At 61.3% G+C, this 17,975-nt stretch carries 19 protein-coding genes; 12 read left to right on the top strand and 7 right to left on the bottom strand.

Annotated elements, in window-relative coordinates; translation table 11 throughout:
• Positions 1 to 56 precede the first annotated feature (56 nt).
• Positions 57 to 344 (bottom strand): hypothetical protein, encoded by a 288-nt coding sequence (locus G9X64_RS03855; RefSeq protein WP_171375972.1) that lies wholly within the window; start codon positions 342 to 344, stop codon positions 57 to 59.
• A 135-nt stretch (positions 345 to 479) separates the two neighbouring features.
• On the opposite strand from G9X64_RS03855, the gene coaD reads away from it, so the two are divergent.
• The 5 genes from coaD to tgt all read left to right on the top strand — a co-directional run bounded on the left by coaD (position 480) and on the right by tgt (position 4,426).
• On the top strand, positions 480 to 974 hold the full coding sequence (coaD, locus tag G9X64_RS03850; protein ID WP_138329481.1) for a pantetheine-phosphate adenylyltransferase: 495 nt from the start codon (positions 480 to 482) through the stop codon (positions 972 to 974).
• A 58-nt stretch (positions 975 to 1,032) separates the two neighbouring features.
• Complete coding sequence (locus G9X64_RS03845; RefSeq protein ID WP_168311920.1) at positions 1,033 to 1,605, top strand: peptidylprolyl isomerase; 573 nt, start codon at positions 1,033 to 1,035, stop codon at positions 1,603 to 1,605.
• A 29-nt stretch (positions 1,606 to 1,634) separates the two neighbouring features.
• A complete protein-coding gene (locus tag G9X64_RS03840; protein ID WP_003559389.1) occupies positions 1,635 to 2,144 on the top strand; it encodes a peptidylprolyl isomerase in 510 nt (169 codons plus the stop codon).
• 69 nt (positions 2,145 to 2,213) lie between these two features.
• Positions 2,214 to 3,299, top strand: coding sequence for a tRNA preQ1(34) S-adenosylmethionine ribosyltransferase-isomerase QueA (gene queA, locus G9X64_RS03835; protein WP_168311921.1), 1,086 nt, complete (start codon positions 2,214 to 2,216; stop codon positions 3,297 to 3,299).
• The gene (gene tgt / locus G9X64_RS03830) at positions 3,296 to 4,426 is read left to right on the top strand and encodes a tRNA guanosine(34) transglycosylase Tgt (protein WP_168311922.1); all 1,131 of its coding nucleotides are present in this window, start codon (positions 3,296 to 3,298) and stop codon (positions 4,424 to 4,426) included. The genes queA and tgt overlap by 4 nt, the downstream gene beginning before the upstream one ends.
• Positions 4,427 to 4,457: 31 nt before the next feature.
• Here the strand turns inward: tgt and G9X64_RS03825 are convergent, their stop codons facing one another.
• From G9X64_RS03825 to G9X64_RS03805, 5 genes are all read right to left on the bottom strand, one after another.
• A complete protein-coding gene (locus G9X64_RS03825) occupies positions 4,458 to 4,886 on the bottom strand; it encodes a DUF4864 domain-containing protein (protein ID WP_168311923.1) in 429 nt (142 codons plus the stop codon).
• Positions 4,887 to 4,966: 80 nt separating this feature from the next.
• Positions 4,967 to 6,232, bottom strand: a complete 1,266-nt coding sequence (gene fabF / locus G9X64_RS03820; protein WP_171375971.1) for a beta-ketoacyl-ACP synthase II — start codon at positions 6,230 to 6,232, stop codon at positions 4,967 to 4,969.
• Between the two features lie 13 nt (positions 6,233 to 6,245).
• Entirely contained in the window at positions 6,246 to 6,752 is a 507-nt protein-coding gene (locus G9X64_RS03815; protein ID WP_168317659.1) for a winged helix-turn-helix transcriptional regulator, read from the bottom strand.
• A 77-nt stretch (positions 6,753 to 6,829) separates the two neighbouring features.
• Complete coding sequence (locus tag G9X64_RS03810; RefSeq protein WP_168311926.1) at positions 6,830 to 7,132, bottom strand: hypothetical protein; 303 nt, start codon at positions 7,130 to 7,132, stop codon at positions 6,830 to 6,832.
• Positions 7,133 to 7,263: 131 nt separating this feature from the next.
• Positions 7,264 to 9,126: a calcium-binding protein gene (locus G9X64_RS03805; protein WP_168311927.1), complete on the bottom strand. Its 1,863-nt coding sequence runs from the start codon at positions 9,124 to 9,126 to the stop codon at positions 7,264 to 7,266.
• Positions 9,127 to 9,389: 263 nt separating this feature from the next.
• On the opposite strand from G9X64_RS03805, the gene G9X64_RS03800 reads away from it, so the two are divergent.
• Positions 9,390 to 11,762 carry an alpha-amylase family glycosyl hydrolase gene (locus G9X64_RS03800; protein ID WP_171375970.1) on the top strand — a complete coding sequence of 791 codons (2,373 nt, stop codon included), beginning with the start codon at positions 9,390 to 9,392 and terminating at the stop codon, positions 11,760 to 11,762.
• A 19-nt stretch (positions 11,763 to 11,781) separates the two neighbouring features.
• On the opposite strand, the gene G9X64_RS03795 is transcribed toward G9X64_RS03800, so the two are convergent.
• The gene (locus tag G9X64_RS03795) at positions 11,782 to 11,970 is read right to left on the bottom strand and encodes a hypothetical protein (protein WP_168311929.1); all 189 of its coding nucleotides are present in this window, start codon (positions 11,968 to 11,970) and stop codon (positions 11,782 to 11,784) included.
• 294 nt (positions 11,971 to 12,264) lie between these two features.
• Here G9X64_RS03795 and G9X64_RS03790 point away from each other — a divergent pair, with 294 nt between their 5' ends.
• The 6 genes from G9X64_RS03790 to G9X64_RS03765 all read left to right on the top strand — a co-directional run bounded on the left by G9X64_RS03790 (position 12,265) and on the right by G9X64_RS03765 (position 17,950).
• Positions 12,265 to 12,660 (top strand): hypothetical protein, encoded by a 396-nt coding sequence (locus G9X64_RS03790; RefSeq protein WP_168311930.1) that lies wholly within the window; start codon positions 12,265 to 12,267, stop codon positions 12,658 to 12,660.
• Between the two features lie 216 nt (positions 12,661 to 12,876).
• Positions 12,877 to 13,707: a metallophosphoesterase family protein gene (locus tag G9X64_RS03785; protein WP_168311931.1), complete on the top strand. Its 831-nt coding sequence runs from the start codon at positions 12,877 to 12,879 to the stop codon at positions 13,705 to 13,707.
• Positions 13,704 to 14,909 carry an ABC transporter ATP-binding protein gene (locus G9X64_RS03780; protein ID WP_168311932.1) on the top strand — a complete coding sequence of 402 codons (1,206 nt, stop codon included), beginning with the start codon at positions 13,704 to 13,706 and terminating at the stop codon, positions 14,907 to 14,909. Before G9X64_RS03785 ends, G9X64_RS03780 begins: the two co-directional genes overlap by 4 nt.
• Positions 14,902 to 15,825, top strand: a complete 924-nt coding sequence (locus tag G9X64_RS03775; RefSeq protein ID WP_168311933.1) for a carbohydrate ABC transporter permease — start codon at positions 14,902 to 14,904, stop codon at positions 15,823 to 15,825. Before G9X64_RS03780 ends, G9X64_RS03775 begins: the two co-directional genes overlap by 8 nt.
• Complete coding sequence (locus G9X64_RS03770) at positions 15,822 to 16,658, top strand: carbohydrate ABC transporter permease (RefSeq protein WP_171375969.1); 837 nt, start codon at positions 15,822 to 15,824, stop codon at positions 16,656 to 16,658. Before G9X64_RS03775 ends, G9X64_RS03770 begins: the two co-directional genes overlap by 4 nt.
• 26 nt (positions 16,659 to 16,684) lie before the next feature.
• The gene (locus tag G9X64_RS03765; protein WP_168311935.1) at positions 16,685 to 17,950 is read left to right on the top strand and encodes an ABC transporter substrate-binding protein; all 1,266 of its coding nucleotides are present in this window, start codon (positions 16,685 to 16,687) and stop codon (positions 17,948 to 17,950) included.
• The last annotated feature ends 25 nt before the right edge of the window (positions 17,951 to 17,975 follow it).

Genomic DNA, 17,975 nt, shown 5'->3' with positions numbered 1-17,975 from the left:
CGGATGTTGATCGGGTGTTTACCAATGCCGATCTGAAGCGACCTTGAATGTCTCGTTCATCTGGCATTCAGATTCGAAGCTCGTTTTTCGCACAGCCGGCCCTGAGCGCGCACGATCGCCGCATGCTCGGCAAGCTCCGGCCGCACCCAGCTCATCTCGTATCGATCGGCGAAATAGCCATAGGCCATCTCGGCAGCGAGAGAGGAAACGATGGCAAGTGCAACGAGTACGATCAGCATGGACCTGGTCTTTCGGGGAGTGCCGGATGCCGGAATGGCATCGGCTGCTTTGATGATCGGAGTTAAGCAGATCCTGTCTGAAACGGTCTTGAACGGGCCATTCATCCGCCGTTTAACCGCCCGGCGCATAACGTCCTTTACGCGTCTGAAAAGACGCGCGGTGCTCTGGCCGGAGCTGGGCAAATCACTTGCGGGAAGGCGGCATCCGTGACAAAAGGCGTCAAACCAACGGTCGGGCCAATGACGACAGCTTTCTATCCGGGGTCCTTCGACCCGATCACCAATGGGCATGTGGATGTTCTGGTCCAGGCTCTCAACGTCGCCGAAAAGGTGATCGTCGCGATCGGCATCCATCCCGGCAAGGCGCCGCTCTTCTCCTTCGAAGAGAGGGCCGAGCTGATCCGCCGTTCTCTGGCTGAAGCGCTGCCTGGTAAGACCGGCGACATCACCGTCGTCTCCTTCGACAATCTGGTCGTCGATGCCGCCCGCATCCATGGCGCCACGCTGTTGATCCGCGGTCTACGCGACGGCACCGATCTCGATTACGAAATGCAGATGGCCGGCATGAACCGGACGATGGCGCCCGATATCCAGACCATCTTTTTGCCGGCGGGCACGGCCTCGCGGCCCATTACCGCCACATTGGTCCGCCAGATCGCCGCCATGGGCGGCGATGTCAGCGCTTTCGTGCCTGCCGCCGTCTTGCAAGCCCTCACATCCAAGCGCCCAAACTAGTCAGAACAAAGACTAGCAAGCGCAAAGACCAGGCGGACCCCGCCGCAATGGAGCTCATATGAAACTCTTTTATCTCGCATTTGCCGGCGTGTTGTATCTCGCCTCCTTCGCGGGGGATGCTTTCGCCCAGTCGGCCGATCATTATCTCACAATCGAGCTGAAGAACGGCCCGGTCGTCATCCAGCTCATGCCTGAGGTGGCGCCGAAGCATGTCGCCCAGATCGAGGCGCTGGCCAAGAAGGGCGAATACGATAACGTCGCCTTCCACCGCGTCATCGACGGCTTCATGGCTCAGACCGGCGACGTCAAATTCGGCAACATGGAAAAGGGCTTCGATGCGAGCCTTGCCGGCACCGGCTCCTCGGATATGCCTGACATCCCGGCAGAATTCTCCAAGACCCCGTTCGTGCGCGGCACGGTCGGCATGGCTCGCTCGCAGGATCCGAATTCCGCCAATTCGCAGTTCTTCATCATGTTCGCCGAAGGCTCGTTCCTGAACGGCCAGTACACCGTCGTCGGCAAGGTCGTCTCCGGCATGGAGAACGTCGACAAGATCAAGCGCGGCGAAGGCCAGAACGGCGAAGTCAAAAGTCCCGACCGGATGATCAAGGTCACCCTGGGCAAGAAGTAAGTTACGAGAGAAAACGAGAGGAAAAGACAATGGCCGAGATCAAGGATCCCGAAAACACCGTCATTCTGGAAACCACCAAAGGTAAGGTTGTCATTCAGCTTTTGCCGCAGGTCGCCCCGGAGCATGTCGCCCGCATCAAGGAACTCGCTCGCGAGAAGGCCTATGACGGCGTCGTTTTCCACCGCGTCATCCAGGATTTCATGGCCCAGACGGGCGATGTCGAATTCGGTAAGAAGGGCTCGGAAACCTTCAATCCCGGCCGCGCCGGCATGGGCGGCTCCTCGAAGCCGGATCTGAAGGCCGAATTCTCTGCGACCACGCATACGCGCGGCACCTGCTCGATGGCCCGTTCGCAGAACCCGAACTCGGCCAATTCGCAGTTCTTCATCTGCTTTACCGACGCGCCCTGGCTGAACAAGCAGTATTCCGTCTGGGGCCAGGTCATCGAAGGCATGGACAACGTCGACAAGATCAAGCGCGGCGAGCCGGTTTCCGATCCGGACTCGATCGTCTCCATGCGGGTTGCCGCCGACGTCTGATTGTGATTTCTGCTGAAACCCGCCCTTGCGTGACTGCGCGAGGGCGGGTTTCGCTTTGAAAGTGCCCTGATGCGCGTAGACCTTTTCGATTTCGATCTGCCCGATGAACGCATCGCGTTGCGGCCCGCCGAGCCGCGCGACAGTGCGCGCCTGCTCGTCGTCGATCCGAATGCGGCAAACAGTCTTTCGGATCACAGGGTCGGCGACCTGCCGTCCTTCCTGCAAGCGGGCGATGCGCTGGTCTTCAACGATACCAAGGTCATTCCCGCCCAGCTCGAGGGCATCCGCCATCGCGACGGCGCCGGCGGCCAGCAGGTGTCGGCAACGCTGCACATGCGCACCGGCCCCAGCCGTTGGAAGGCCTTCGCCAAGCCCGGCAAGCGCATCAAACAGGGCGACCGCATCGCCTTCGGCCATTCCGGCGAAAGCTGCTTCCTCGGCTCGCTCGATGCCACCGTGGAGGAAAAGGGCGAGGCCGGCGAGGTAACGCTGCTGTTTGATCTCTCAGGTCCTGCGCTCGACGAGGCGATCGCCGCCGTCGGCCATATCCCGCTGCCGCCCTATATCGCCGCCAAGCGCCCCGAGGACGAGCGCGACCGCGCGGATTACCAGACGATCTATGCCCGCGAGGAGGGCGCCGTTGCGGCCCCCACCGCCGGCCTGCATTTCACGCCGGGCCTGTTCGAGGCGCTCGACAAAGCCGGCATCGAACGCCATTTCGTCACGTTGCATGTCGGTGCCGGCACCTTCCTGCCGGTCAAGGCCGACGATACCGACGATCACAGGATGCATCTGGAAAGCGGCTATGTCAGCGACGAGATCGCCGCCCGGCTGAATGCCGTGCGGGAAAGAGGCGGGCGCATCGTCTGTGTCGGCACGACCTCGTTGCGGCTCATCGAGAGTGCCGCCGGGGAAAGCGGAGAGATCAAACCCTGGGCCGGCGCTACCGGCATCTTCATCACGCCTGGCTACCGCTTCAAGGCGGTCGATATGCTGATGACCAATTTCCACCTGCCGCGCTCGACGCTGTTCATGCTGGTCTCGGCCTTTGCCGGCTTCGAGACCATGCACGCGGCTTATAAACACGCCATTTCGACGGGCTACCGCTTCTACTCTTACGGCGACGCGAGCCTTCTTTTCCGGAAAGACAAATGACAGACAACTTCCAATTCACCCTGAAGAAGACCGATGCCGGCGCCCGTCTAGGCCAGGTTTCCATGCCGCGCGGCGAGATCCGCACGCCGGCCTTCATGCCGGTCGGCACTGTCGGTACGGTCAAGGCGATGTATCTCGACCAGGTGCGCGAGACAGGCGCCGACATCATCCTCGGCAATACCTATCACCTGATGCTGCGCCCGACGGCCGAGCGCGTCGCCCGTCTCGGTGGCCTGCATAAGCTCATTCGCTGGGAGCACCCGATCCTGACCGATTCCGGTGGCTTCCAGGTCATGTCGCTGTCCGGTCTGCGCAAGCTCGACGAGCAGGGCGTCACCTTCAAGTCGCATGTCGACGGCAGCCTGCACCATATGTCGCCGGAGCGCTCCATCGAAATCCAGGGGCTGCTCGGCTCCGACATCCAGATGCAGCTCGATGAATGCGTGGCGCTGCCGGCCGAGCCGAAGGAGATCGAGCGCGCCATGGAAATGTCGCTGCGCTGGGCCGAGCGCTGCAGGGTCGCTTTCGGCGAGCAGCCCGGCAAGGCGATGTTCGGCATCGTCCAGGGCGGCGACATTCCGGCGCTGCGCATCCGTTCGGCCGAGGCGTTGAGCCAGCTCGACCTCAAGGGTTATGCGATCGGCGGCCTTGCCGTCGGCGAGCCGCAGGATGTCATGCTGCAGATGCTGGAAACGACGCTGCCGGTACTTCCTCTGGAAAAGCCGCGTTACCTCATGGGCGTCGGCACGCCTGACGATATCCTGAAATCGGTCGCCCGCGGCATCGACATGTTCGACTGCGTCATGCCGACCCGTTCCGGCCGCCATGGCCTGGCCTTTACCCGCCGCGGCAAGGTCAATATCCGCAATGCCCGCCATGCCGAGGATATGCGCCCGCTCGACGAACAGTCGAACTGCCCGGCCTCGCGCGACTATTCACGCGCCTACCTGCACCATCTCGTCCGCTCCAACGAGGCGCTCGGCGGCATGCTTCTCTCCTGGAACAATCTCGCCTATTACCAGGAACTGATGCAGGGCATCCGTAAGGCGATCGCCGAAGGCCGCTTTGCCGATTTCATGGCGGAAACGCAGGAGGAATGGGCGAGGGGCGATCTCGAACCCGTTTGATCCAATCAGACGAAGTTTGATCAGAGCGGAATCATATGCCCTTGCTATCGGCATCCGGCATGATCTGCACGCCGTTGATCCGATAGCTGCCGTCCGGCTGGCGGGTGATCTGGTAGATTGCCGTCCAGTCCTTGCCGTCCCGGCCTGAAATCAGCACCTCGTGATAGATCAGCGCGCCGTCGTCGATCGAGCGGCTGCGGCCGAAGGCGTAATTGCCGGGGTGATAGACCGGCTCGTAGCTCTTCTTCACCATGGCGAAGAACAGGTTCTTGTCGGGATACATCGCCTTGATGCCAGGGGCGGCGAAGGAATAGGCGGTCTCGGCATCGTCCTTGAGGAAGGCCTTGATCTGGTCCTCGATCATCGTCCGCGTCGTGTCGATCGGATCTTCGGCGCGGGCCGAGACAGGAGAGAAAAAGGACGCTGTACACAGAATAAGAACTGCGAAGAAGGCGCGCATGGGGTATCTCCGGCTCTATCGGGAAAGGATCGCCGATAGAGCAGAAGTGTAGGCGATTTTCAGCGCAAGGAAAGTGGACTTTACGACCAGCGGCGGAACAGGGCGCTGGCATTCACCCCGCCGAAGCCGAAACCGTTGGTGATGGCATAATCCATGGTGAGCGGCCGCGCCGTCTTGCCGACGATATCGATGCCGTCGGCGGCGGGATCGGCCTCATCGAGGTTGCGGGTCGGCGGCGCGATCTGGTCGCGTAGCGCAAGGATGGTGAAGATCGCCTCCAGCCCGCCGGCCGCCCCGAGCAGGTGGCCGGTCGCCGATTTCGTTGCGCTGATGGCAATACCGCCATTGCGGCCGAAGACCGTGCCGATCGCCGCGATCTCGCCTCTGTCACCGACCGGTGTCGAGGTCGCATGCGCGTTCAGATGCCTGACCTCCGAAGCCGTGATCTTCGCCTGCCTGAGTGCCGCCTCCATCGCCCGGCGCGCCCCGTCGCCGTCTTCGGGGCCTGAGGTCATGTGGTAGGCGTCTGCAGCCGTGCCGTAGCCGACGAGTTCGGCGAGCGGTGTGGCGCCGCGGGCAAGCGCGTGCTCCAGCGTTTCGATGACTAGGATACCGGCGCCTTCGCCCATGACGAAACCGTCGCGGGCAGTGTCGAAGGGCCGTGACGCAAGTTCCGGCGTTTCGTTGAAGCCGGTGGAAAGCGCCCGCGCAGCGGCAAAGCCGCCGAGGCTCACCTTGTCGATGCAGGCCTCGGCACCACCGCAGATCGCCACATCCGCTTCGCCGGAGCGGATCAGCCGCGCCGCATCGCCGATTGCCTGGACGCTGGCCGCACACGCCGTCACCGGAGCCCCGAGCGGCCCCTTGAAGCCGTAGCGGATGCTGACCTGGCCGGCGGCGAGATTGACGAGGAAGGAGGGCACGGTGAAGGGCGACAGCCGCCGCACGCCTCGCGTTTCGCCGATCCGCACCGCTTCGGCGATCGCCGGGAAGCCGCCGACGCCCGACGCGATGATCGTTGCCGTGCGCTCGCGCTTGCCTTCATCAACGGGCACCCAGCCGGCCTGCCTCACCGCTTCCTCCGTCGCCGCCATGGCGAAGTGGATGAAGCGGTCCATCTTCTTCTGGTCCTTCGGCGTGATGTAACGGTCTGGATCGAAACCAGCCTCTGCATCTTCCGCGATACCGGGAACTATGCCGCCGACCTTGGCCGAGAGTTCGCCGACGATATCCTCCGCCAGCACCCTCAGCCCCGAACCGCCACCGAGAAGGCGCTTCCAGGCAGGCTCGACGCCGGTGCCGAGTGGCGAGACAAGTCCCATGCCGGTGACAACGATGCGATCCATTGTATTTTCCTCTCTATCCGTCGATGCCGAGATACCAGGCGCGCATACGGGCGATCCGTTCGTGCACCTCGTCGTCGGCGGCGGGACCTGCAAGCAGGCTGGTGTTTTCGGGGGTCACTTCTTCGCCGGTCCGCGCATCGACCAGCATCGTCTCGCGCTTTTTGCCGGAAGCGGCATCGCCCAAGAGAAAGGCGAGATCCTCTTCCGGGATGTGCCGGCTTCCCCAGGAAAACAGCGTCATCAGAACAGGAAAGAAGTCACGGCCCTTGTCCGTCAGCCGATATTCGTAGCGGGCAGGGCGCTGATGGTAGAGCCGCCGTTCGAACAGCCCTTTTTCCGTCAGATGTTTGAGCCGCCGCGTCAGGATATTCGGCGCCACGCCGAGGCTTTTCTGGAATTCGTCGAAGCGCGAAAGCCCCTGGAAGGCGTCGCGCAGGATCAGCATGCTCCACCAGTCGCCGACGCTGTCGAGTGCGCGCGCCGCCGGACATTTGAAATCGCTGAAGCTCGTTCGCTGCATGGCTGATGTCATTATAGCAGTGACTATCATCATGCAAGTTACTTCAAAAACCGCCGCACACTTTTGCGCGATATGTTTTAGATCGCGTCGCCCTCGAAAATACGGGCAAGCAGGATGCCGGCAACGAGCATGCCCGCTGCCACGAAGATCGTGTCACCCGGCGTGCCGATATAGAGCGGCCCGATATTGGCAAAGAGCAGGAAGGCGATGAGGAAATTCGCCCAGCCCCAGATGACATTGGCTGTCGGCGAGCCGAGCTTTGCGCCTTGCGCGAAGGGAATACGGAAGCGCCGGCCGCTGACCCCGGCGACGAAATGCGGGATGCCATTGGTCAGAAATGCCGCGGCGATGAAATGGACGATATAGGCGATCCAGGGCAAAGGCTTCTCCTGACCTGCACGGGTGGCGTCAACGGAGAATGTGGCCGGGATTCCGGCTCCGGCAAGAGGAGGAGACACGTCGGCCCGTGACGCTGTCGGTCCGCCGCCTGAAAGGCGACGGACCGACCGGCTCAGACAAGCAAGAGATCTTTGAAGTGAAGTGCGGCGGAATTGTCGAGATCGGCGACATGGATTGCCCCGCCTGCTGCGTTTCCATCCGCATCATAGGATAAAATGCCGCTGGCCTGATCGTAGATCAGCTTGTCATCAGCCTCGAACGCCTTCGTTCCCAGGACGAAATTCTCGGCCGAAAAGCTCGATGGTTTGAGCCCGGTGAAAATCGCATCGTCGAACACCAGCTTATCGCCTGCGGCTGAAGAGAAATCGACGATCTTGTCGACGCTCGTATTGCTGGGCTTCACATCGAAGACGAAGGAATCGCCTCCACCTCCGCCCGTGAGAACGTCAGCACCGGTCTTGCCCATCAGCTTGTCATTGCCGAGTGCGCCGACCAATCGATCGTTCCCTTTCCCGCCGTTGAGAAAATTGTTTCCGTCGTTGCCGGTGAGAACGTTGGCCGTATTGTTGCCTGTCGCGCTGAGATTGGCCGTCCCGGTCAAGGTGAGGTTTTCGATCGTTCCGATCGCATGCGCCGTGTCCGCGAGGCTGAAGGAGATCGAAGCCTTGACGGTATCCGTTCCGCCGCCCCGGCTTTCGTCGACGATTTGATTCGCATTAGTCACGGTGAAGGTATCGTTGCCGGTGCCGCCATAGAGATGATTGGTGCTCGGCGGCGTGCTGGTACTGCCGCGTTCTATGTCGATGATAACGGGATGGTCGAGGACATCGAGCGTCAGGGACGACACGTTGCTGAGGCTTTTGATCGCCGTCGTTCCGGTCACGGGGTCGAAGACCTTAACGGAGCCGAAGGAGGCGCCGAGATTGACTTTGACGGCTGTCGTCGCGGCCTGAATGGCCGTGTCGGTGGTCTGGTTCCAGATATCGGGCTCGTTCCAGATGATGATCTGGTAGCTTCCGTCCGATTTTTCCGTGAGCAAGCTGCGGGCCGAGGACGGCAGACCGTCAATCGAATAATTGAGGGTTCCCGCGCTGAAGCTCGCCTTCGCAGCGCCGTCGTCGGCAAGGATTTCGGTCAGATTGTGGATCGCCGTCGCCGCCGGCTTGGCCGAATAGTCGAGACGAAAAAGGCCGAAATGCTTTTCTTGATTGGCGCCCTGCGGATCGGAATAGGCGTCCAGCAGCTCGTAGATGAAGGTCTGTTTCGAGCCGAGTGCGGCGCCGTCCATCAGCGTATTGAGCAGGAGCTTTGCCTGCGTCGCCTCACTGACTCCTTCCCACCCGCCATTGGTGTCGGCGGTGAGCGAGGTGTGGTATCCGGTCTCGGTGATCGCCAGCGGCTTGCCCGGATCGGCAGCGCGCTGAACGCCGGCTTCCCGGGAAAGCCATGAATATGGCTGGTCGCCATCCTTCGCATAGGTATGGATCGTCGTGTAGTCGGAGGCGGAAGCGACCGTATATCCGGTAAAGCCGAGGACCGGGATATTTTTCAGCAAGGGATCGGCGTTGACGGCGGCAGAGAGGTCTTTCTGATAGGCGAGCGCCGCAGCCTGGCCGCTAAGGCCATGATAGCTGACCGGCCAGTTGTTGACTTCGTTCGGACCTTCGATACCGACGACCGATCCGGGATGGGCTTGCACGAAGGCATGCAGCCGCTGGGCGACAGTGGCGGGGTCGACTTCACGCTGGGCGCTGAAAACGAATTGCACGCCGGCTTCCGCGGCATCGCCGAGATGCGTTTGGCCGTTGGGGTCGGAGGCGGAGTTGGGGGCGTGATCGCGAACTGTATCAAGGCCAAGATAGTCGAGAGCCTTAACAACTTCTCCGACATTGGAATATTTTCCGTCGGTGTAGTCGATATGCGTGTCAATTCCAAAGGAACGAATAATATCGTTTATTCGAACGGCTTGAGCCAAAGTTTTTCTCCCAGTTTATGAGGGAATTGGCGATGGGAATTTATTCTTCACATTTCTGATGCCAATTCGATTTAATACACGAGGAGGGCCGTGCAGTGCTGCCCGTTAACCATGATAAATTGTCCTGAATGTGGCCCCGCGCCGGATCGGTTTTTAATGCCGAACCTGTGCTTGCATTTTTGCGCCCAGCCGGCCGATCATGACCCAGTGAAACAGACGCATAGGCAGAATCTGGCGAAGTCCAACATGGCCCGGAGGATCCGATGACCGTTAATGTTCAATTCCGGTTTCGCAGCGGCTTGCCGTCGACGGTGTTCGACAATGTCCGTCTTCGCGGCAGTTGGGACGAGCAGGGCCGTCCTTCGAACGAGTGGACATCTGTTCCGATGCAGCGCTCTCGCGACGAGGATGGTTATGATGTCTTCGTCGCCAGGGTTTCTTTTCCCGATGACGAGATCGGTACGCATTTTCGCTGGGGGATCGAACTCGATCGACCCGGCGCTTCAAGCCTGTGGGCGATCGCCGCCGAATTGGACGACGAGGCCTCGACGCGTCGCGAACGCTCCTTCGATCTCCAGCAGGGGATAGCGGCGCAGACCTATTATCTGACATGGATCGGGCGTCTGGGGGCGAACCGGGTTGAGAGGCGCAACAGTGTCGACGGCATTCGCTTTTCGGTCTGGGCGCCGAATGCCCGAGATGTCTTGCTCGTCCTCGCCGATCCCGCCATCGGCTACGTCGCCGACGACGGCACCGGAACGGTCGCAACCATCGGGATGCGCAGGACCGTTGATGGATTCTGGAGCGTTGAAACCGGCGAGGACCACGACCTTTCCGATTTCGACAGCATGGTCGGCACGCCCTATATGTACCGCATCACCAGGGATGATGGATCTCTCGCCTACCGCACTGATATCTGGTCCCTCATGCAGATCGGCGCGGGAGACTTCGATCCGGATGGAGCGATCTATCACGGATCGCCAGCCGCATTGGACGGACCGCAAAGCTGCTCGGTCGTCTGCGATCCGAAGCGGGTCGTACTTCCATCCGGGCAGGAGGTTGCCGCCGAGACGTTCTGGGCTGACGAATTCGTTGGAGGTCGAACACTTCCGGAGCGGCTCGAGGATCTGGTGATCTACGAACTGCACGTCGGCGCGCTCGGTTTCGGCAAGGCCGCGCCCGGCACGCTTGATGATGCCATCGCCTTCATCGAGCATCTTTCGGCACTCGGCGTCAACGCAGTGGAACTGCTGCCGATTGCGGAATTCGAGACGCGGGCCAACTGGGGTTACGGCACGTCGCATTTCTTTGCCGCCGACCAGGGGGCTGGCGGCACCGACCGGCTGAAGATGTTCGTCAAGATCTGCCACCAGCGCGGCATCGCCGTCATCCTCGATGTTTGTTACAATCACTTCGACCCGGACGGCGAACGGGCGCAATGGGCCTATGATTCCACCGATCACACCCGGAATATCTATTATTGGTATGAGGGACGCCCCGGCGATTACGCCGATCCGACAGGCGGCTACATCGACAACATCTCCACGGGATGGGCGCCTCGCTTCGATGAGGAAGCGGTGCGCCAGCTTTTCATCTCCAGCGCGGCATTCCTCGTCTCCGTCTGCCATATCGATGGTTTCCGGCTCGATCAGACAAGTTCGATCCATCAATATCCGGTTCTGCATGCCGACGGCCGACGCGCCGATCGGGCCGCAGCCTTCGGCACCAAATTCCTGAAGCAATGGACCCGCACGATGCGGCTGATCAAGCCGCAGCTTTTCCTCACGGCCGAGGACTATTCGGACTGGTCGGCGATGACCGAGCCGAGCCTGACCGGCGACGGGCTCGGCTTCGATGCGACCTGGTACGGCGATTTTCATCACAACCTCGTCGAATATCACGGCGGCGCGCAGGCGCAGCTGTTGAAGAATGCCGGCTTCGGGGACAAGCGGGCGCTGACCATGTCGTCTCTTGCCGGCGCATTGCAGACGAGCGCGCGATCCAAGGTGGTCTATAGCCAGTCGCATGACGATTGCGGCAATCGTGAAGGATCGGCGCGAACCGCCGTTATCGCCGTCAATTTCGCGCCGATCGTCGGTGAGACAAGGGCGTGGGCTGAGGCGAGATCCCGGTTTGCGGCGGCGATGACGCTGCTATCGGCCGGCACGCCGATGTTTTTCATGGGCGAGGAAATCGGCGCCCAGAAGCCCTATCGCTACAATGATTTCCTCGAGAACCGGGAGAATATTCTCGGCGAAGCGGAAGGCAGCGGCGCAGGGATGCTCAGCTGTTATCGCGATCTGATCGCGCTCAGCATCCATCAGGATGCCATTCGCTCGCGCAACATCGCCATTCCCCTGGTTCACGACGAAAATCGGGTGATCGCCTTTCATCGATGGAATGACGGCGAGGATTTCCTTGTTGTGGGGTCGCTGAACGACGCTCCCTTCGAACACGGCTATCAGCTGCACAGCGAACGTCTGGGGGATGATCTCTGGGAGGAGATCTTCAATACCGACGCTCACCTATATGGCGGCTGGAACGTCGGTAACGGCGGCGGAAGAATCAGAGCAACGGCGGGAGTGCTGAATGCCGTGTTGCCGGCATCAGGCGTTCTGGTCTTTCGCAGGCTGTGATGCGCCACGCCCGGAACGGTCAGACAAACCCGAGCGGCAGATTTTCCACTTTCCTGTCATTGCCGTAGTCGCGCTCGTGCGGCGAGCGACGACGACCGTCGCGGCGAGCAGAAAGGTCGATCCGGTTTTCGGCGAAAATTCCGTCGGGCCAGGTGCCGGTTTCATGGCAATCGGCGTCGATCTTGGGGGCAAGGATTTTCAGGATCATCGGGGGTTCCTCCAGGCGGAGCATCAACATTTGGAAAGCGCGTCCGGTTCCTTTTATAAATCCGGAATTATTAATAAATTAACCATAAAACTTAGGAGCGAGGGGCGCGACGGCATTCGATCCGGTCACTCGCGAAAGGGTGACATTTAATGGATGATTGATGGCGAGGACATCGACGCCAGCATCCGCTCGGTCGCCCGGATCAGCCTCACCGCTTCTCTTCAGTGGAAGTGGCATTGCCGTGGAACTCCGAGACCTGAAGGCCGTTGAGGTGCATGAATATAGGAGGTTTCCATGCAGCTGATCGATACTCGGGTGACGCAGGCCGGCGACATCTTTACCGTCGAATTCCTGGGCGAGGGAGGAGAATCGATTTCCGTCAAAATCGACAACTCCCATGGCGAACTCGATGATAGGGCGGCGGTCGACCGCGCCAAGGTCATGATGGTTCAGCTGACTGCCTTTGCCGGCGGAGAAGCAGACGGCAGCATCAACCGCTACGATGCCTTGAGCAACGGCAATATCGACGAAGGTAGCAAGGGATTGATCGGCCAGCCGAGTGCGCGTTCGGCCGGCGACAGGCAAACGCTGGAAGAGGAACTCGATGAAGGCCTCGAGGACAGCTTTCCTGCAAGCGACCCTGTCTCGGCAACGGTATCGTCCATTCCCGCCAACGCGCCACGGCATTGATTGCAACGCAATGTTACAGAGCCCGCGTATTCTTAATTCCAAATACAGGTGAAGGCTGTCCAGTTCCGGCAGCCCGTCTTCATCAACATGACAGATTAATGACAGAACTGAAAAACAGCTGAAAACTTCAGCTATGTGATTGACATGGGAGCCTTCTAGAGAGGGCCCGAGAAGGAGCGCCGGTGAGGCGCTGCCGACGTCTCGGAGACGCGCCCCATGAAAATCATTCAGATCACCGACACCCATTTCAGCCCCGGCAAGCCGCATTTCAACGGCAACTGGGCGCCGCTTCTGAGCTGGATCGAAGAGACCGGCGCGGACCTGATCGTGCATACCGGCGATCTCACCGTCGACGGCGCCGACAATGGTGACGACATCACCTTTTCCTTGGATCTGATGCGTCAGGTGTCGATCCCGATGCTGATCGTCCCCGGCAATCACGATGTCGGCCACCTCAAGGGATCGGACCAGCCCGTCAATGCCGAGCGGTTGTCCCGCTGGCGCAGCCTTGCCGGCGACGACCGCTGGCTGGAAGATGCCGGTGCCTGGCGCTTCATCGGGTTGAACTCATTGCTTCTCGGCCATGAGGATGACGAGGAGGAGGCGCAGTTCGAATGGCTCGACCAGGTGCTGTCCGACAGGGCAGGGCGGCGTGTGGCGCTGTTCGCGCACAAGCCGCTATTCGTCGATGCACCCGATGAAGGCGATACCGGCTATTGGAGCGTTCGTCCGGTTCAGCGCCGCCGGCTTTATGATCTGATATCAGCCCATGACGTGGCGCTGTTTGCGAGCGGCCATCTCCACTGGGCCTGGCAGGGTCGCTTCGACAATACCCAGCTGACATGGGGTCCGTCGGCCGCCTTCATCATCGACAAGATGGAGCGCGAGATGCCTGGCGATCGCCTGATCGGCGCCGTCGTCCATGAGTTCGAGGCATCGGTCAAAAGCACGATCGTCGCCGTTCCCGGCATGACCGCGCATGTGCTCGACGATGTCGTGCACGAGGTCTACCCCCAGGCGGTCAAGCAGCGGGAACCCGTCGAATGAGCGCGCTCTCGCTTCGCGGCATCACCAAGGCGTTCGGCGGCAACCAGATCCTTGGTGGCGTCAGCCTGGATGTCGCCGCCGGTGAATTCATCGCGCTTGTCGGCCCTTCCGGCTGTGGCAAGAGCACGCTGTTGCGCGTCCTTGCCGGCCTCGACCACGCCGACCAAGGCGAGATCCTGATCGGCGGGCTGGATATGTCGGGCGTTGCCGCCGCCGACCGCAACATCGCCATGGTCTTTCAGTCCTACGCGCTTTATCCGCATCTGACTGCCTCTGAGAACATCGCCGTGCCCTTGGCGATGCGCCGGCTGTCGAGAATGCAGCGGCTGCCCTTCATTGGGTCGCTGACGCCGGGCCAGCGCGCCACCCGCAGGGCGATCGCCCGCGACGTCAGGGATATGGCGACATCGCTGAAGATCGACCACCTGCTCGACCGCAAGCCCGGCCAGATGTCGGGCGGCCAGCGTCAGCGCGTGGCGCTTGCCCGCGCCATGGTGCGCCAGCCGAGCATCTTCCTGATGGACGAACCGCTCTCCAATCTCGACGCCAATCTGCGCGTCCACGCCCGCGGCGAGATCGTCGACCTGCATCGCCGCGCCGGCGTGCCGACGCTCTATGTCACCCACGACCAGGCGGAAGCGCTGTCCATGGCCGACCGGGTCGCCGTGATGATGGGCGGAAAGTTGCTGCAGATCGCCAGCCCCGAGGTCATCTACGATGATCCCGCCCATATCGAGGTCGCCCGCTTCATCGGCCAGCCGCGCATCAATCTGCTGCCGGCCTTTGCCGAAGGCGGCGTCATTCTCTGCGGCGGCCTGCGCCTGGCGCTTGAAAATGCACCCGACAGAAAGATGCCGGTCACGATCGGCATTCGCCCCGAATTCGTCTTTCTGTCCAAGAATCGGCATGACGGCCTTGCCGCCCGGATCGAACGCGTCGAATTCCTGGGCTCCGAAGTCATCCTCCATTGCCGGCTCGAGGCGATCGGCGAGACGATCGTTGCCAAGGTTCAACCGGCCGAAGCCTCCGGCCTTGTGGCCGGCGATCCGGTCGGGTTGCGGCTTTCGCCCGGCCGCACGCTGATCTTTGCCGAGGACGGCAGCCGGCTGCCCGGCGGCGTTGCTGCTGGTGATGCCGGGCTCGGCGCTGCCGATGCTGGGCTCGCTAATAGCGATGGCCAGCGGGAGAGGGCGCATGGCTAGCGTCGTCTCCATGGTTGTACCGCACGATGCCGCCGTTGCGCACCGGCGCAGCGAGGCCCGCATCGCCTGGATGCTGGTGATGCCGGCTATGATCCTTCTGTTCCTCTTCGTGCTTTTGCCGGTTGTATCAGTCATCGTGCTCGGATTCACCGATTTCGAACTGGGCTACGGCAAGTTCCGTTTCGTCGGCTTCGAGAATTACGCGCACCTGATCACCGACCGGACGTTTCGCAAGTCGCTGTGGAATACGACGGTGTACACGGCGCTCGTCGCACCGGTCTCGATCCTTCTCGGCCTTGGCATCGCCATGCTGATCGAGAGCGAGACCAAGGCGCGCAGCTTCTTCCGCACCGCCTATTTCCTGCCGGTCGCTTCGCTGATCGTCGCCATGGCGACCGTCTGGCAATATATGTTCCACCCCACAATCGGCCCGCTCAACGCGCTGCTGGCCCTCGTCGGGCTTCCAGGCCCGAACTGGCTCGGCAGCTCCGGCACGGTGCTCTACAGCCTCTCGATCATCGGCGTCTGGCAATCGGCCGGCTTCAACATGGTGCTGTTCCTCGCCGGCCTGACGGCGATCCCGCGCGAGCTTTACGCGGCAGCGGAGGTGGATGGCGCCAGATCCTCCCTCGACCGCTTCTTGCTGGTGACCTGGCCGATGCTCGGGCCGACGACGCTCTTCGTCATCACCATCAGCATCACCAACGCGGTCAAGGTCTTCGAGACGGTCAAAACGCTGACCGAGGGCGGCCCGAACAAGGCGTCGGAGGTACTGCTCTTTACCATCTACCAGGAGGGCTTCGTTTATCTGCGCGTCGGTTACGCCTCGGCGATGACCGTTGTCTTTCTCCTGATCCTGGTGGTGCTGATGTTCCTGCAGTACCGCATTCTCGATCGCCGGGTGCATTACACATGATGACGAGCGCTATTTCCCTCGGCAGGATCATCCGTCTCACCTTGCTTTCCTTAGGCGCGATCATCTTCCTGTCGCCCTATGTCTTCATGATCTCGACGGCAGGCAAGGCCCAAAGTGACATCTTCACCTCGTCGCTGTCGTTGATCCCGGCGCACTTCACCTATGCCGAAAATTTCGCCAAGGCCTTGAGCCGAGTGCCGATGGCGCAGCTGTTGTGGAACGGCGTCGTCGTCTGCGGGCTGATCTTCTTCTTCCAGGTGCTGGTGGCGATCCCTTGCGCCTATGCCATGGCGAAGCTGCGCTTCGGCGCCGCCCGCTTCATGATGGTGCTTGTCATGCTTGGCCTTCTGGTACCGATCCATGCGACCGCGTTGCCACTCTATGTCGCCTTCGACCGCGCCGCGCTGCTCAACAGCTATGCCGCCCTTGTCGCGCCCTTCACCATTTCGGTCTTCGCGATCTTCATGTTCCTGCAGTTCTTTCGCGCCATGCCGGACGATCTCATCCATGCCGCGCGTCTCGACGGCATGTCGGAGTTGGGCATCGTCGCCCGCGTCATCGTGCCGAATGCCTGGCCGGCGGTCACCGCCTTCGCCATCTTCTCTATCGTCGCCCATTGGAACGATCTCTACTGGCCGCTGATTGTCATCAGCAAGCAGGACTACGCCACGCCGCCGCTTGGCCTGATGTATTTCCGCGCCGCCGAGGCCGGCGACGACTACGGCGCGCTGATGGCGGCGACCCTCATCATTACCCTTCCCCTCGTCATCGCCTTCCTGCTTGCTCAGAAGCGTTTCGTCGAGGGCATCACCATGACCGGTCTCAAAGGCTGACCGGTTTCAACCCAGGAGAACGAGCGATGAAACATATCACCCAGATTCTCGCCGCAGCGGCCGTCTCGATGGCAATCGCGCTTCCGGCGCATGCCGAGACGACGCTGACGGTTCACTACCCGATGCCGGGCTTCTTCAAGGACGTGATGGACACGATCTCGAAGAAATTCATGGAAGAAAACCCCGATATCAAAATCCAGTTCGCCAGCCCCTCGGCCACCTATGAAGAAGGCATCCAGACGATCCTTCGCCAGGTCGGCACCAGCGAGATGCCCGATATCACCTTCATCGGCCTCAACCGCCTGCGCATGCTCGACGAACGTGACGTCGCCGTCGATCTCGGCCCGCTCGTCCAAAAGGACGGCAACATGGCCGAGCAGGGCTTCTCCGACACGATCCTCAAGCTTGCCCAGGTCAAGGGCAAGCAGGTGGGCCTGGCTTTCGCGACCTCCAACCCGATCATGTATTACAATGCCGATCTCGTGAAGGCGGCCGGCGGCGATCCCGACAATCCGCCGAAGACCTGGGATGAGGTCATCGCGCTCGGCGGCAAGATCAAGGCGCTCGGCAACGGCGTCGACGGCATCGATTACCGCTGGCAGGGCGACGACTGGATGTTTTCGGCACTGCTCTTCGGCGCCGGCGGCAAGATGCTGAGCGACGACGAAAGCAAGGTTGCCTTCAACGGCCCGGAAGGTCAGAAGGCCGTCGAGGTCCTGCATCGCCTGGTCACCGAGGGCGGCATGCCTGTGTTCACCAAGGCCGCCGGTGAACAGGCTTTCGCAGCCGGCAAGGTCGGTTTCGAGTTCCAGACAACCGGCGCGCTGCGCAACACGATCAAGAATGTCGGCAACAAGTTCGATCTGCGCACCGCCAAGATCCCGTTGATCGATCCGGTGAATGGCCGTCTGCCGACCGGCGGCAACGCCGTCGTCATCCTGACGCATGACGCCGCCAAGCAGGATGCCGCCTGGAAGTTCGCCAAATTCGCCGCCGGCCCTTATGGCGCTTCCGTCGTCGTGCCCGGTACCGGTTATGTCCCGAACAACGAGCTCGCGGCGAAGTCGGCCGATTATCTCGGCGATTTCTACAAGCAGAACCCGCTGTTTCAGGCAGGCCTTAGCCAGATGCCGGTGATGATCCCCTGGTATGCCTTCCCAGGCTCGAACGGCGTCAAGGTCACGCAGACGATCGTCGACAACCTCTCGCGCATCGTCGACCAGTCGGCCGAGCCGAAGGAAGCGCTCGACGACGCAGCCGCCGATGTCGAGGGCATGCTGCCGCGCAGCTGATCGGCTTCCCGATCGGGAACAGGGC

It is taken from the genome of Rhizobium sophorae (genome assembly GCF_013087515.1).
Classification (GTDB): domain Bacteria; phylum Pseudomonadota; class Alphaproteobacteria; order Rhizobiales; family Rhizobiaceae; genus Rhizobium; species Rhizobium sophorae.
Note: the sequence above shows the minus strand (reverse complement) of the source record. Positions and strands in the feature narration are given on the sequence as shown.